Source organism: Actinoplanes siamensis (genome assembly GCF_016862395.1).
Classification (GTDB): domain Bacteria; phylum Actinomycetota; class Actinomycetes; order Mycobacteriales; family Micromonosporaceae; genus Actinoplanes; species Actinoplanes siamensis.
The window spans coordinates 1-14,815 of the sequence record NZ_BOMW01000079.1 but is presented as its reverse complement, the minus strand read 5'-3'; the positions used below and the strand labels follow the sequence as shown (position 1 = coordinate 14,815).

13 protein-coding genes are annotated in these 14,815 nt (G+C 73.9%); 4 read left to right on the top strand and 9 right to left on the bottom strand.

The window, feature by feature from the left end:
• Window positions 1-15: 15 nt before the first annotated feature.
• The 5 genes from Asi03nite_RS33745 to Asi03nite_RS38675 are packed head-to-tail and all read right to left on the bottom strand — an operon-like array spanning window position 16 to window position 4,752.
• Window positions 16-603: a type 1 periplasmic-binding domain-containing protein gene (locus Asi03nite_RS33745; RefSeq protein WP_203684572.1), complete on the bottom strand. Its 588-nt coding sequence runs from the start codon at window positions 601-603 to the stop codon at window positions 16-18.
• 23 nt (window positions 604-626) lie between these two features.
• Window positions 627-1,220 carry a GTP-binding protein gene (locus tag Asi03nite_RS33740; protein ID WP_203684571.1) on the bottom strand — a complete coding sequence of 198 codons (594 nt, stop codon included), beginning with the start codon at window positions 1,218-1,220 and terminating at the stop codon, window positions 627-629.
• Window positions 1,201-1,551 (bottom strand): DUF742 domain-containing protein, encoded by a 351-nt coding sequence (locus tag Asi03nite_RS33735; protein WP_203684584.1) that lies wholly within the window; start codon window positions 1,549-1,551, stop codon window positions 1,201-1,203. Before Asi03nite_RS33735 ends, Asi03nite_RS33740 begins: the two co-directional genes overlap by 20 nt.
• A 22-nt stretch (window positions 1,552-1,573) precedes the next feature.
• The gene (locus tag Asi03nite_RS33730; protein ID WP_203684570.1) at window positions 1,574-1,996 is read right to left on the bottom strand and encodes a roadblock/LC7 domain-containing protein; all 423 of its coding nucleotides are present in this window, start codon (window positions 1,994-1,996) and stop codon (window positions 1,574-1,576) included.
• Entirely contained in the window at window positions 1,996-4,752 is a 2,757-nt protein-coding gene (locus tag Asi03nite_RS38675; protein WP_203684569.1) for a sensor histidine kinase, read from the bottom strand. Before Asi03nite_RS38675 ends, Asi03nite_RS33730 begins: the two co-directional genes overlap by 1 nt.
• A gap of 384 nt (window positions 4,753-5,136) precedes the next feature.
• On the opposite strand from Asi03nite_RS38675, the gene Asi03nite_RS33720 reads away from it, so the two are divergent.
• Together Asi03nite_RS33720 and Asi03nite_RS33715 are read left to right on the top strand one after the other, a co-directional pair.
• The gene (locus Asi03nite_RS33720; protein WP_203684568.1) at window positions 5,137-5,787 is read left to right on the top strand and encodes a hypothetical protein; all 651 of its coding nucleotides are present in this window, start codon (window positions 5,137-5,139) and stop codon (window positions 5,785-5,787) included.
• Window positions 5,788-5,799: 12 nt separating this feature from the next.
• Window positions 5,800-6,759, top strand: a complete 960-nt coding sequence (locus Asi03nite_RS33715; protein ID WP_203684567.1) for a hypothetical protein — start codon at window positions 5,800-5,802, stop codon at window positions 6,757-6,759.
• An 82-nt stretch (window positions 6,760-6,841) separates the two neighbouring features.
• Here the strand turns inward: Asi03nite_RS33715 and Asi03nite_RS33710 are convergent, their stop codons facing one another.
• The 4 genes from Asi03nite_RS33710 to Asi03nite_RS33695 form a co-directional block, all read right to left on the bottom strand.
• Window positions 6,842-7,321: a RodZ family helix-turn-helix domain-containing protein gene (locus Asi03nite_RS33710; RefSeq protein ID WP_203684566.1), complete on the bottom strand. Its 480-nt coding sequence runs from the start codon at window positions 7,319-7,321 to the stop codon at window positions 6,842-6,844.
• A 183-nt stretch (window positions 7,322-7,504) separates the two neighbouring features.
• Entirely contained in the window at window positions 7,505-9,499 is a 1,995-nt protein-coding gene (locus Asi03nite_RS38670; protein WP_203684565.1) for a M48 family metallopeptidase, read from the bottom strand.
• 84 nt (window positions 9,500-9,583) lie between these two features.
• Window positions 9,584-11,005 (bottom strand): beta-N-acetylhexosaminidase, encoded by a 1,422-nt coding sequence (locus tag Asi03nite_RS33700; RefSeq protein ID WP_203684564.1) that lies wholly within the window; start codon window positions 11,003-11,005, stop codon window positions 9,584-9,586.
• Between the two features lie 141 nt (window positions 11,006-11,146).
• Entirely contained in the window at window positions 11,147-12,103 is a 957-nt protein-coding gene (locus Asi03nite_RS33695; RefSeq protein ID WP_239103112.1) for a helix-turn-helix transcriptional regulator, read from the bottom strand.
• A 398-nt stretch (window positions 12,104-12,501) separates the two neighbouring features.
• On the opposite strand from Asi03nite_RS33695, the gene Asi03nite_RS33690 reads away from it, so the two are divergent.
• Window positions 12,502-13,551 (top strand): magnesium and cobalt transport protein CorA, encoded by a 1,050-nt coding sequence (locus tag Asi03nite_RS33690; RefSeq protein WP_203684582.1) that lies wholly within the window; start codon window positions 12,502-12,504, stop codon window positions 13,549-13,551.
• Window positions 13,552-13,769: 218 nt separating this feature from the next.
• Window positions 13,770-14,815, top strand: a 1,046-nt coding sequence (locus Asi03nite_RS33685) for a hypothetical protein (RefSeq protein ID WP_203684563.1), incomplete at its 3' end; no start/stop codon positions are given.

The following is a 14,815-nucleotide window of genomic DNA, read 5'->3' as shown; positions in this document are numbered from 1 at the left end:
CGGTACGGCGGGGTCTCAGTCGCCGGTCCCGGACAGCGCGCCGGCCACCAGGGCATGCACCCGCGAGGTCACGTCGGCCGGCGCCGTTTCGGTCACCCGGACCACGTTGGCCAGCGACTTTCCGTCATCGACTGTGGTCACAGCGATGAACTTGGCGCCCGGGAACCGGCCGGCCTGCTGGAGCACCGCGGCGGACGGCGCCGGGCCGGCGGCGAGAACAACATCACACCCGCCGCTGACCAGGGTGGCCAGGAAGGAGGAGGCGTTCTGAGCCGTTTGTGGCCCGTCCACCTCCAGAAAGCTCACCTTGCCGCGCGACTCGGTGGAGGCCTGCTGCATACCGGCCCAGACCGGGGCCGCGCTCGCGTCGGCGGTGCCCCGGGCCGGGGTCAGCAGGCACGCGGAGGCCTCGGTGTAGACCCGGGCACGCGGATCCGGCCGCTCGTGCTCCGGCCACACCAGCCACGTCGTCAGCCCGGCCAGCGCCAGTACCGCGGCGCCGCCGCCCAGCCACCACGACGGCCGGCCCGGGAGCCGTCGCCGCGCACCCCGGCCGGCTCCCGCCGCACCCCACAACCGCTTGTCAACACGTCCACCCAGCACGGGCAGAAAGACTACTCAGACGGTCAAGCCGAGGCGCCCGCGTACTGACGGCGGGCGACGTATTCCACCAGCTCGATCAGGACATTCCGGGCGGCTACCTGGTCCCGGGCATCGAAGAGGACGACCGGGACGCCCGGGTCCAGATCGAGCGCCCGGGCCACCGCGTCCGGCCCGAAGCGCGGCTCGGCGTCGAAGCAGTTCACCGCGACCACGAACGGCGTGCCCCGCTGCTCGAAATAGTCGATCGACGGGAAGCAGTCGGCCAGCCGACGGGTGTCGGCCAACACCACCGCGCCGAGCGCGCCCTGCGACAGCTCGTCCCAGAGGAACCAGAAGCGGTCCTGCCCCGGCGTGCCGAACAGGTACAGCTGGAGGTCCTCGGTGATGGTGATCCGGCCGAAGTCCATGGTCACCGTGGTGGTGGTCTTACCCTCCACACCGGACACGTCGTCGGCGCCCTCGGCCCCGGTGAGGATCTCCTCGGTCTGCAGCGGACGGATCTCGCTCACCGATCCGACCATGGTGGTCTTGCCCACGCCGAAGCCGCCCGCGATAAGGATCTTCAGGGCGACGGGGATGCGCGAGCCGCCGTTGCGGTCAGAGCGCACGGAGTCCATTGACAACCGCCTTGAGTACGTCGACGTCGTGCGGCTGGGTGGCCGCGGGAGGTTCGTACAGCGAGATGAGACCCGCCGAGCGTAGATCACCGAGCAGAACCCGGACCACGCCGATCGACAGGTCCAGCTGGGACGCCAGCTCCACCACGGAGATCGGCTCCCAGGCGGCCGCCACGATGGCGTGGTGCTCGGGTTGCAACTGGACGCCGGGCGCCAGGTCCGGCACGGTCGCGACCACGAACGCGACCAGGTCGAAGTCGCCGCCGGACGGAGCGACACGGCCCTGGGTCATCGCGTACGGCCGGACCACCGGACCCGCGTCCTGATCCATCCAGTCGTGGTTCACGCGTGGCTCATCGCAGGGTCTCGGGCGCCAGGATGTCGCGCTCCGGGGCACTCATCGTCTGACCGACCCGGGTGACCAGCATCGCCATCTCGTACGCGATCAGGCCGAGGTCGGCGTCGGCGGACGCGAGCACGGCCAGGCAGGCGCCCTGCCCCGCGGCGGTGACGAAGAGGAACGCCTCCTCCATCTCCACCACCGTCTGCCGCACCGCGCCGGCCCGGAAGTGCCGGCTCGCGCCCTTGGCCAGGCTCTGGAATCCGGCGGCCATCGCCGAGAGATGCTCGGCGTCCTCCCGGCTCATGGCGGCCGAGGCGCCCAGCATCAGGCCGTCCGCGGAAAGCACCACGGCCTGCTGTGCGGTCGGCACCCGCTCGACGAGGTCGTCGAGGAGCCAGGTGAGGTTCGCGCTCTGCTTCGTCGTCTGTGCCACTATGCGTCCTTCTCCGGCCTGTTCGCTCCATTACCGCCGGGAACGTCGGCGCGGTCGCCGCCCGCATCACCGCCCCCGGTTGATGCCTTCTCACCGGCGCTCGCGAGATCCACGAGGGCCGGAAACCTGACGGTAGCCGCTTCCGCGAGCCCGGCGCCGTTCGCCTCCGCGGCACCGCCGTCCTGCTGGCCGTTCTCCTGCGCCCCGACCTTCGAGGCCTGGAACCGGCCCCGGGTCGTGCCGAGCTGCAGCGCGCTCATCAGGGTACGGACCTGTTCGGGTGTGCGTCCCGGCGCGGTGGACGGTTCCGGCTCCACCACCGGGTTGCGCAGCTGCGGCGCGAGGCTGGCCTGCCGGACCCGCTTGGGCAGGCCGTCCGGGCCGAACTGTGCGGTGATCTCGTCCTCCGTACCGTCCGGACCCTCCGAAGGCGACACCGGCGGGACCGGCCCCACCGGCGTGGAATTGCGTGGCACCGCCCGCGCGGCGCCGAGGGCCCCGGCCACGTCGTCCAGGCGGCCCGGGGTGGCCTCCGGGGGCAGCCCGGCCGGCTTCTCCAGGGTGCGGCGCACGCGCTTGCGCTGGACCAGACCGTCCGGGCTGAGCCCGGCGGCGACCGAGCTGGGCGCCGGACCGCTCGCGTCCGGCGCCGTCCGGTGCCGGCCGTTCAGGTGCTCGCCGGCGATCGCCGGAGCGGTGCCCCCGTTGGCCCGCCGGGCCGGCGCCGCCGGAATCTGCTGCGGCTCGCCGGCGCTGCTGCCGGGCCACTGCGGGGCGGCCAGCGGGTTGCGGGCCGGGTCGGCCGAGCCGGCCGCCGGGAGGGCGAAGCCGCCGGTGGCCTCGCCCCGGGCCTTCGACCCGGCCGGCACGGCCCGGCCGGGCGCCTCGGTGACCAGGTCGCCGGGGATCGTCACGATCGCGGTGATGCCGCCGTACGGCGAGGCCGACAGCGACACCCGGATGCCGTGCCGGTGGGCCAGCTGGGCCACCACGAACAGGCCGAGCCGGGCGCTGTCCGCCGGGTCGAACTCCGGCGGCTCGGCCAGCCGCCGGTTCGCGACCTCGACGCCCTCCGCGGTCATGCCCAGGCCGCGGTCCTCCACCTCGATCACGTAGCCGTTCGGCAGGCCCTGGCCGGAGACCTGCACCCGGGTGTGCGGCGGGGAGAACGAGGCGGCGTTCTCGATCAGCTCGGCGAGCAGGTGGATGACGTCACCCACGGAGCGGCCGAGCAGCGCGGCGGAGGCCACCGTGCGGATGTCGACCCGCTTGTAGTCCTCCACCTCACTGATCGCGCCCCGGATCACGTCGATCACCGGGACCGGGTTGCGCCAGCCCCGGCCGGGCGCCGCGCCGGCCAGGATGACCAGGTCCTCGGCGTGGCGCCGCATCCGGGTGGCGAGATGGTCGACCCGGTAGAGATCCTCCAGCTCCTGCGGCCCGGTCTCCCGGCGCTCCATCTTGTCCAGCAGCGAGAGCTGCCGGTGCAGCAGCGTCTGGCTGCGCCGGGCGATGTTGAGGAACACCTCGTTGATGCCGCGCCGGACGTTCGCCTCGTCGACGGCGGACCGCACGGCGGTGCGCTGCACCTCGTTGAAGGCGTGGCCGAGGGTGCCGATCTCGTCCTGGCCGTACTCCAGCGGGGGCGTCTCGGCGTCCACGTCGACCGCCTCGCCGCGCTGCAGCCGGCGGACCACCGTGGGCAGCCGCTCGGCTGCCATCTCCAGGGCCTCGCGGCGCAGTTTGATCAGGCGGCCCACCATCGACCGGCCGATCTTCACCGAGACCCAGATCGCCAGTACGAACGCGACCAGGCCGACCAGCGCGGACAGTCCCAGCCAGAGGAACACGTTGACGGCCAGCGGCGTCGCGTCCGAGGCGACCTCGTCGACCGCTCGCAGCTCGAACGCCCGCAGATCCGCGGAGACCTGGTCGTAGGTCGCCTGCCACTCGGTCCCGGAGACCGGCGGCGCGCCACCGGTGTAGCTCTGGTCGATCAGGTGGTTCTGCATGATGTCCAGCTGGATGAAGGACGAGCCGGTGATCAGCCGGGCGTAGTCGCCCTGCGCCTGCTGCGGCATGTCGCGCACACCCGAGGAGAGCAGGTACCGCGAGGTGGCGACGTTCTCGATCAGGCGGCCCCGGCTCTTCTGGTCGATCCGGCCCGCCGCGTTCGCCGCGGCCAGCAGCGCGTCGACCCGGCTCAGGTACTCCTGACCGCGGTATCCGGTGATCAGGCCGCGGACCTCGCGGTCGACCTTCTCGTGGAAGAAGACCGCCGCGGCGCCGAAGACGTCGAAACCGGCGTCCACCGCGTCGTCGTACGCGGTCATCATGTTGAGCACGTCGATGTCCCGGGCGTCCACCCGGCTCCGCGTGGTCCGGATCGAATCGAGGTCGGCGAGCAGCGCGTCGGCCCGGACGGTCAGGTCGTCGCTCATCTTCAGCCCCCGCACGGCCGCGCGGAACCCGTCGATCGCCTGGTCGGTGGCGGCACGCTGGGTGCGCAGGTCGGTGAGCGGGCTCCTGCGGGCGGAGAGGAAGACGGCGGAGAAGTGGCGCTCGCGCTGCAGTTGCGCGATCAGCTGCAGACCGGGATCGCCCAGGCGGTGCACCGCGTCCCGCGCGTTCAGCAGATCCATCGCGGGGCCGGCGGTGGCCGCGGTCGCGAAGACCCAGAGCGCGAGGAGCGCGGCGAGCGGCACCGCGACCATCGCGATGATCTTCGATCTGATCGACCAGTTGCGGCTTCTCATCAAGCTCCGCCCGAAGGGTCCGGCAGGAAACGGCGGCACACCACCGGCCCGGGCGCCGGCCGATCAGAAGTGGACGGCGGCGCCCGGGCTGGATGCGCCTGGGAAGAATACGTAAAGACGTCCGTCACAGCTAGGTCTCGGCCCATCGAAAACTTACCTTCCATTCCGTTTGTCCACCGGAGAAAGGTGTTGATCTCCCTTTCCGGACCGTCGGAGTTACGACAGTCCGGATTCCGCCAGTCCGATCCGGATCACCGACCGGCGCGAACACGTGATGACCGGGCGACAACGGAGGGTGTCGAACCGATCGCCACCGGTTCCGCCGAACGCGATTGACGGACGCGCCCGAGTGGGAATACCTCCGGCGAAGAAGGAGGAACCGGTATGTCCGCCACCGCCACCATCGTTCTGATCATCGTCATCCTGCTCGTGCTGGCCGCGATCGCGCTCGGGGTCCGGGCCGTGCGGCGCCGCCGGCTGCAGCAGACCTTCGGCCCCGAGTACGACCGGGTGGTCGCCGACTCCGGCAGCCGCACCGAGGCGGAGCGCGAGCTGCTGGAGCGCACCAGACGGCACGCCCAGCTCGAGCTCAGGGCGCTCTCCGCGGAGTCCCGCGCCAAGTACGCGGCCGCCTGGGAAGAGGTCCAGATCCGTTTCGTGGACAGTCCGGAGGAGGCGGTGACCACAGCCGACGAGCTGGTCACCCACCTGATCGCCGAGCGCGGCTACCCGACCGGCGACTACGACGAGCGGCTCGCCAACCTCTCCGTCGAACACGCCGCCACGCTGGAGCACTACCGATCCGCCCACGACATCAGCGCCCGCAGTAAGAATGGCGAGGCGGGCACCGAGGATCTGCGCCAGGCGCTGGTCCACTACCGGGCTCTCTTCGCCGACCTGCTCGGCGAGGACCCGGTGGCCGGCGCCGGCAGCACCGCACCCGCACCGCGCCCGGCCACCGGGGACACCGCCGCCACGACCACCGCCGACCGCTCCGGGACCGAGCGCCCCACCACCGACCCGACCAGCCACTGAGGAGCACCCACGATGCGTTTCTTCTCCAACGAGGCCAAGGACAACGTCGACGACCAGGAGGCCCGGACGGAGGCCCTGCCGCAGCAGCGGCCCGGCTCGCCGTGGGACGACCGGCCCGGTCAGAACACGGACACCGGGCACGACCCGGCGCCCCAGCCGACCGCGTTCGGCGCGGCCACACCCGGCGGCGCGGTCGCCGCGTCGGCGATGGCCGGACCCTACGACGACGTGGACGGGGACACGCACCGCAGCACCGACGCCGCCTCCGGGGTGGCCGACGACCGCACCGTGGCGCCCGGCGACGGCGTGGTCGACGACCGGGCGGCCGGCGACCGCACCGTGGCGCTCGGCGACGTGACGGCCGACGACCGGTCGCGGGCGCACGACGACACGGTCGCCTGGCCGGCCGGTGAGGCGCCGGCGGACCGGGATCCGGACGTGGACGTGCCGCTCGACGACCACGACCGGGACGCCCAGGTGGACGAGCTGATCGAGGACCGCGGGACGTTCGACGACCCGCGGGCGACCGGACCCTCCCCGGACCCCGCCCCCGAGCCCTCCGCCACCGGTTCCGCGGCCGACGACGCCGACGAGGACCGCGGTACCCTCGACGACCCGCGGGTCGTCTCCGCCGACGGGACGTCCCGGGCCGAGGCAGCCGAGCCCGAGCCGGAGCCGGAGCCCGTGGTGGCGGTGGCCCCGGCCGCCGTGGCCGGCCCGGCGGCGTTCTTCCCGGAGTCGGAGACGCAGCCGCTGCGCGACCGGTGGCGCGACATCCAGCTGCGCTTCGTCGACGATCCGAGGGCGACCACCGCCGAGGCCGCCGCGCTGGTCGACGAGACGATCGAGAAGCTGACCAGCTCGCTGCGGCAGCACCGGGCCTCGCTGGCCGGCGGTGGCGACGACACCGAGGCGCTGCGGATGGAGCTGCGGGCGTACCGGGACATCCTGGACCGGCTGCTCGGGCTCTGAGCCACGGCCGTACCCAGAACAATCGGCCTGGAGCACCAGGAAGAGGGAGCCGGTCGGCTCCCTCTTCGGCGTTTTCCCGGTCCTACGCGTCCGTTGTCGACGACTCCTCGGCCACCGGCGCGGCGGAGGTCTCCTCACCGGTGGGCGGCTCCGGCGCGCTGGACGACTCCTCCACCACCGGCGGCGGCTCCTCGGCCTCGGGCGGCTCCGGGCTGGTGGTCGACTCGGCCGGCGGCGTGGCCGACGTGGCCGACGGGCTCGCGCTCACGCTCGCCGGCACGGACGGCGTGACCGGGACCGACGTGGCGACCGGCGCGACCGGCGCGGCCGGGCGGGTCGTGGGCCGGGTCGACGGCGGCAGCGTCCAGCCGACGGCGGGGCCGGTCGTCTCCGACTCCTCGCCGGCGCCGTAACCACCCTGATCGGTCTCGGCCGCCGGCAGCTGCTGCTGGCGAACGGTGGTGGACGGCTTGCGCACCGGCGCGTCGACCGCGCCCAACTGCACGCCGAGCCACAGGGCCGGGCCCAGCCCGACCGCGACCACGGCTCCGAACAGAGCCATCGGGCCCCGCTCCATCAGCGCCTCCCCACACGGTTCCCCCGCGATGGTCCCGCTTCTCTTCGGCCCTGTGCTACCCAATTAGGGCGTACGCGAAGCCAACGACCGCTGAGTTCATGGTGACCGGAGATGACGCGGGAGTGGCCGATTCGTCGCGGACGTGACTCTCGCCGCCGGCCACCGGGGTCAGCGGGTCCCGGCGAGGAAGGCGACCGCGTCCTCCCAGGCGGACCACCCGCCCGGCAGCTCGTCGGTGTCCAGGGACGGCCGCAGGGTGAGCCGGCCGCCGTCGCGCAGGTCGATCACCCAGCCCCGGCGCCGGCCCGGCATCGCGGTCACCCCCGCGACGTCCGCGAACGGCACGAACCTGCGGCCGTCGGCCGGCGCCTCCATCGTGGCCACCGCGGACTTCTCCCCCACGGCGCTCTCCGGCCCGGCGCTGCCCGGGACGGCGTCCTCCGGGGCCGGGCCGACCGGGACACCGCCGGCGGCGATCTCGTTGAGCCGGCGCCTGGCCTCCGGTCCCCTGCCCCGCGACAGGCCCGGCACCAGCAGGAATCCGAGATCGGTGACCAGCAGGTCGGTCCGCTCCCCGTCCGCCGACAGGTTGATCAGCCCACCGAGCGCCTGCGCGCGGGCGGCCGCCCGCGCACCGCCCGGCGCGGCGAGGTCCACCCCGATCCGATCGAGATACGCCCGTACGGCCTCGGCCTGCTCCGGATCGGCAGCGGCCGCGGCCACGTCTGTCAGGTTCAGATGATTGCCGTCCCGGGCCACCAGCTCGGCGGTGCCGGTCCAGCTGTGCCGCCAGCGGGCCACCCCGCTGCGCAGCGCCGCCAGTGCCAGCATCAGGGACAGCAGGTCCACGATGCGGTCCGCGGTCTCCTCCGGGGAGAGCCCGGGGAAGATCGTCGCGGCCGCGGTCCGTAGACGCCCGTCGGCGGCCAGTTCCAGGACGTGACGCGCGTCCGGCACCGCCGTGCCCACCGCCCGCGACACGGTGGCCAGCGCGGCCTCCGCCTCCCGTTCCATCTCGGCCGTGCGGGCGACGCTGAGGAAGTCGTCCCAGCCCACCTCGGTACGCCCCCGCGCCGGGAACGCCACCGCCTGCAACGCCCGCCCGAGCCCCGGCAGGTCCGGAACCAGCTCGCCGGCGGCCTCCTCGGCCCCCACCTCGCCGGACGAATCGGTTTCCGCCTCGCCGGACGGACCAGCCTCCGCCTCACCGGACGACGCCGGCTCCGCCGGTGCGGCCGGCTGCAGCGCGGCCAGCCGCTGTGCCAGCGGCGGATGGGTGTCCCACGCCCCGGCCGGCTCCGGCCCCCGCGCCCGAAGGATCGCCACGTCCTCCGCACGGGCGGCCAGCACCCGCAGGAACCCGCCGAACACGTCGTCCGGAACATGCCCGGCCTGCCAGCCGGGCCCCACGTACTCCGCGTGGAACAACCGCTGCATCCCGGCCAGGACCGGCAGATCCCGCAACGCCGCGGCGGCCGCCGGCAGTCCGGCGTGCGACGCCGCGATCCGGTCCGCCGCCAGCTCCTGCGCGCGGCTGAAGGGTTCGTCCCACCGGCGATAGACCCGGGCGTACGCCCGGAAGACCGCCCCGGCCGGATTGCGGCCCCGGCCCCAGCGCGGCGCCAGCCGGCCGACGGCCACCCGTCCCCGGTACGCCACCGGCGCCCACCGCCCCAGCCCCGCCGACCCGTGCGCGAGCTCGTGCGCCACCACCGCCCGCAGCCGGGCGGCGTCCCAGGCCTGCAGCAGCGGCAGGCCCAGGTAGAGGTCACGGCGGCCGCCGAGCAGCCCCAGCGCCCGGGTCCGCTCGCCCAGTGCCACTGTCGCGTCGGTGACCACTGTCAACCCCTCCGGCGGGGCCACCCCGGCGGCGGACGCGGCCCCGTCGACCAGCGCCCACAGCCGCGGCGCGTCGGCCCTGGTGATCGCGACCCCGGCCGGCGCCCGGCGCCGGCTGTGCAGGGCGCGCCAGGTCGCGTACCCCAGCGCGCCGAACGTGGCCAGGCTCAACGGCACCCCGGCACGCAGCGCGAAGTCGGCGGGCAGCAGTTTCAGCACGGTCCACAGCGCACCGAGCACCACTGTCAACTGCAGCCCGGCCACGACCAGGAAGCCGGCCAGGGCGGCGGCCGACCTCGCCGCCGCTCGCGCGTCGTTGCTCAAGCCGCTCTCCTCCCACCCGGATCGGCCCCAGCTTAGGGTTCCCGACTCATCCGGCCAGGAGTACGGGTGCGACGCCCGAGTCGATCAGGAAGCCGGCCAGTCGATCTCCGGCGAGCGGAAGTACGCCACCCCGGCCGCCTCCCAGCGCGGCCCGAACGCGGCCACCCGCTCCCGGAACGACGCCCAGGACCGCCGCTCCTGCGGGCTCCACCCCACCTCGGCCACCGCCGGCAGCCGGGGGAACGTCAGGAACTGCACGTCCGCGGGGCCGCGCAGGGTCTCCGACCAGAGCGGGGCGGCCACGCCGAGCACCGACTCCTCCGGCACGCCGGGCAGGCGCCGGGCCGGATCCCAGTCGTACGCCCGCTCGACCGGCACCAAACCGGCCCAGTCCAGCCCGATCGGCGTGCTCGCGTCGTACTTCATGTCCAGATAGACCCGGTCGGCCGGTGACATGATCACCTCACGCCCGGCGGCGGCCGCCGCGTCCACGGCCGGGTTCTGCTCCTCCGGGCGCCAGTACTGCACGACCGTGCCCTCCGGCAGGTCGGCCGCGGCGATCTCGTGCCAGCCGACGGCCCGCTTGCCGTACTTGCCGGGCAGCGGCAGCACCCGGGCCAGGAACGTCCGGTAGTCCTCGGCCGAGGTGCTGAGGCACTCGTCGCCGCCGATGTGCAGGTACGGCCCGGGCGTCGCGTCCGCGACCGTCTTCAGCACGGCCTCCACGAACGCGTACGTCTCCTCCTTGCCGGCCACCAGCGAGCTGTACCCGACCTCGGCGTCGGTGCGCGGAGGCACCGGCTGCCCGTCCGCGGTCAGCTCCGGGTACGCCACCAGCGCCGCGTTCACGTGCCCCGGCATGTCGATCTCCGGAACCACTGTGACGAACCGCTGCGCCGCGTAGGCGACCACGTCGGAGTACTCGGCGAGGGTCAGGAAGCCCGGCCCCGCCCCGTCGCAGCCGGTGCCCGGGCCGCCGCCGGTCTCGGTGAGCCGGGGCCAGCCGGGGATCTCCAGCCGCCAGCCCTGGTCGTCGGTGAGATGCAGGTGCAGGTGATTGATCTTGAACTGGACCAGCAGGTCGACGTGGGCCTTGATCTCGGCCGGGGTGAAGAAGTGCCGGGCCAGGTCGAGCATCGCCCCGCGGTACGCGAACCGGGGCCGGTCCTCGATCACGCCGCCGGGCAGCACCCCGTCGCCCGCGGCCAGCTGGCGCAGCGTCTGCACACCCCAGAACAGCCCGGCCGGCTCGGCGGCGCGCAGGCTCACCCCGCTCGCGGTGATCTCCAGCCGATAGCCCTCCGGGCCGAGACCGTCCGTATCCGTCAATTGCAGACGGACCGGTCCGTCGTCCGCCAGGGATCCCAGCCCGGCGGCCACCGCGGCGGCGGCCGGAGGCGCGCTCACCGCCGTCTCCGGGGAGATCGTGAAGGTCACGGCCGGTTCCGGAACTACCAGGGCCGGCGCCGGGATCACATCACCGAGCCGCTTCGTCTGAGGGCGCACTCTGAACACTCTAAACTGTTTCGCTACGGCGATCACTGTGCGTCACGCCACGCATGGCGACGAGCAACCTTCGCACGCCCTGGCGGGGGCCGCCGCCACCGGCGCGGACCGATCGACGTGGGGAGTCCGGCGCCGTCCAGGTCAGACAGTCCAGCCGCGCAGCAGCGCCCGGCCCGCCGCCAGCACGCGTTCATGCAGCTCAGCCGGCGCCTCGATGGTGAACGGCGCGGCCAGCACCCCGAGCACCATCACCGGCCAGCCGAGATCGTCGACGTTCATCCGGAGCCGGCAGACGCCCTCGCCGACCGGTTCCACGCTCCCCCACTGACCGACCGCCGCGCGGATGGTCGCCGGGTCGCTCTCGATCAGCACGGAGACGTCGTAGCGGTTGGGTATGGCCCGGATCCGCGACCGGATCCAGGCCACCGGATCGCCGCCGGGGATCTCCCGCGGCCGGAACCGCGCCCCGGTCAGCGCCGGGCCGGCGATCCGGTCCACCCGGAAGTTCCGCCAGTCGGCCCGGTCCAGGTCCCAGGCCAGCAGATACCACCGGCGGCCGAGCGGGACCAGCCGATGCGGCTCCACGTGCCGGCCCAGCGTCGCGCCCTCGCGCGGGGTGTAGTCGAAGCGCAACCGTTCCTCGGCCCGGGTGGCCAGTGCGATCGTGGTGAGTACCGCGGCGTCCAGCACCGGCCCGCCACCGGGGACGCCCGGGGTGGTCACCGCCTGCAGCGCGTCGATCCGGCGACGCAGCCGCGGCGGGAGCAGCTGGATCACCTTGGCCAGCGCGCGTACCGAGGTCTCCTCGAAACCGGCGACCGCGCCGGCCGCGGCGGTGCGCAGCCCGATCGCGATGGCCACCGCCTCCTCGTCGTCGAGCAGCAGCGGCGGCACCGCGGCGCCGGCCTGCAGCTGGTAGCCGCCGGCCACGCCCCGGCTGGCGTCCACCGGATAGCCCAGCTCGCGCAGGCGGTCCACGTCCCGGCGCAGCGTCCGCGGGCTGACCTCGAGGCGGCCGGCCAGTTCGGCGCCGGGCCAGTAGCGATGGGTCTGCAGCAGCGACAGCAGCCGCAGCATCCGGGCACTCGTGTTCGCCATGGCCCCCAGGGTGACATCCTTTGCGGCCAGGAGCTGACCGCAAAGCGCCTCCGCGGCGGAGGCGCCGGCCCGACGAGCCGTCGTTGTCGCGACCGACGGGTGACGACGACGGCGTGCCAGCGGACCGGTGACTGCGCCGCCGGACCGTGAGCCGGCGCCGGGCGATCCGGCGCTCGGATCGAGGCACGAGCCCACTACCTTCTTCACCCGAGACGCGGAGTCAGGAAGGTGGCGGGCAGCCCATGCTCGGGCGGGTAAGGCGCCGGCGGCGCGACGACAGCGAGTTCGAGTCACCCGGCTTCGACGGCTACGCCGCACCCGGCTGGCACCGGGAGCCCCCGGAACGCCTCCGCCTGCGCCGGCGGCCCAGGACGTTCCGGCAGTTCCTGGCCGGACTGATGCGTCCTCTGGAGACGGCCCCGGCGCCGCGCCGCGGCAACCCGGACGCGGTGATCGACTGCGCGGTCTACGCGAGCGGCGCCCGGCGCGTGGAGCCGGGGCGGCCGCGCCAGCTGCCGTACCAGGAGGCCGCCCGGCTCGCCCGGCGCCGCCGCAACGCGTTCGTCTGGCTCGGCCTGTACGAGCCGGACCGGCCCACGATGGCCGATGTCGCCGAGGTCTTCGGCCTGCACGACCTGGTCGCCGAGCAGGCCGCCGGCGGGGGCCACCGGCCCGGCGTGGAGACCGTGGGCGAGGTGACCCGGCTGGTGCTGCGGACCGCGCGCTACGTCGAGCACGACCGGCTCACCGACACCTCCGAGGTGGTCGAGACCGGCGACATCACCGTGCTGATCGGCCCGTGGTTCGCCATCACGGTGCGGCACGGCCCGGTCGGACCGCTCCGGCAGGTGCGCCAGGAGCTGGAGGAACGGCCGGAGGTGCTGCGGCACGGGCCGTGGGCGGTGGCCTACGCGGTGGGCAGCCGCCTGGTCGACAACTACCTGGACGTGGCCGGTCACGTGGAGCGCGACCTGGAGCGGCTGGAGGAGGAGTCCTTCGCCGCCGTCCGGAACACCGAAATCGCCCACATCTACCAGCTCAAACGGGAGATGGTGGAGTTCAAGCGGGCGGTGCTGCCGCTGGCCGAGCCGCTCTCCCGGTTGCTCGACTCGCAGCTGCCGCCGGCCGTGCTGCGGCCCTATCTGGTGGACGTGCGCGGGCGGCTGAGCCGGGCGGTGGACCGGGTGGCCGGTTTCGACGACCTGCTCAACTCGATCCTGCAGGCCCGGCTGGCGCAGATCTCGATCGATCAGAACGACGACATGCGCAAGATCGCCGCGTGGGCCGCGATCGCGGCGGTGCCGACCGTGATCGCCGGCGTGTACGGGATGAACTTCGCGGTGATCCCGGGGCTGAACTCGCCGTACGGCTTCTCCGGCGCGGTCGGCGCGATGATCGTGATCGGTGGCGGGCTCTACTGGCGGCTCAAGCGCACCGGCTGGCTCTGACCACGCTCGATGACCGCGACGAAGGTCACAAACTTTCTCACGTAAAGTTCCCCAAAGGGTCATCCACGGCGGGTATACGCTCACCATCGGCCGATGGATCAGCCGATGGTCGCCGTTTCCACTCCGGACGGCTGTTCCGGCTCGTCAACTTCGCTCCTCCCGGTGCACACGGCGAGTGACCACGTTCCCGAGCGCGTCGACTTTTGGGGGTGCGCGTCATGTCCGCCACCAGGCTGACCCCGCGTGAGCGCGCGGGGCTGCCGCTGGAGTACGTCCGCACTGTCGGTCCGCTGACCGGGGTGACCGCCGAGCGCCTACGGTCCGCGCTGACCGGCCTGCACCGGGCCGACCCGGCGCACCGCGCGGTCGCCCGGCTGGACCGGGCGGGCGCCCGGTGGTGGCAGCTGGACGCGGCCGGCTTCGCCAGGCACGCGGCCGGCTTGGTCACCGACCTCGGCCCGGACCTGGTGGACTTCGAGGCGACGACCCGGCGGCTGCAGGACGAGCCGCACGGCGACTTCCCGATGCGGGTCCTGGCCGGCGGCGGCTACGTCGCGGTCCGGGTCTCCCAGGCCTATGGCGACGCCACCTCGGCGAACGCGCTGATCCGCGAGCTGGTCCGGGCCGCGGGCGAGGGCCGGGCGGCACGGCCGGCGCGCTTCGAGCCCGCCTCGTGGTGGACCCGGCTGGGCACCCACCCGGGCCGGTGGCGGGAGGAGCTGGGCTTCACCCGGCCGCCGCGGCGCGCGCCCGAGCCGGTCCGGCCGTGGCGACCCGCGCTGACCCTCTGCTCGGCGCGCTCCAGCCGGGTGCTCGGCGAGATGCGGCCCTGGCGGGATGCGTATTCTCCAGGCATCTCCACCCCGGCGATCATGCTCGCGGCGTTCACCGCCGCGCTGTCCGAGCTGGGCCTCGCGCCCGGTCCGGCGCCCGAGCCGGCCGCCGGACGGGTGCTGCCCCGGCGGCCGGAACCGTACCCGGAGGAGATCGCGGCGCAGCCGCGCCCCCGGATCGTCCTGGCCGATCCGGGGTGGCACGACCCGCTGGCCGGTCTGCCGTGGGGTGTCGAACCGGTCGGCCGGATCAACCTGAGCGTCCCGGCGTACTGCGAGCCCGAGGACATCGTGCTGAGCGCCGGCGAGCTGGACGGGGTGCTGCACCTGAACGCCACGTTCCACGCCACGGCGTACCAGCCCGGGGTGGTGCGGCGAGCCCTGGATCTGGTCTGCAGCGACCCGGCCGGTCTGATCATGGCTCCGGTCAG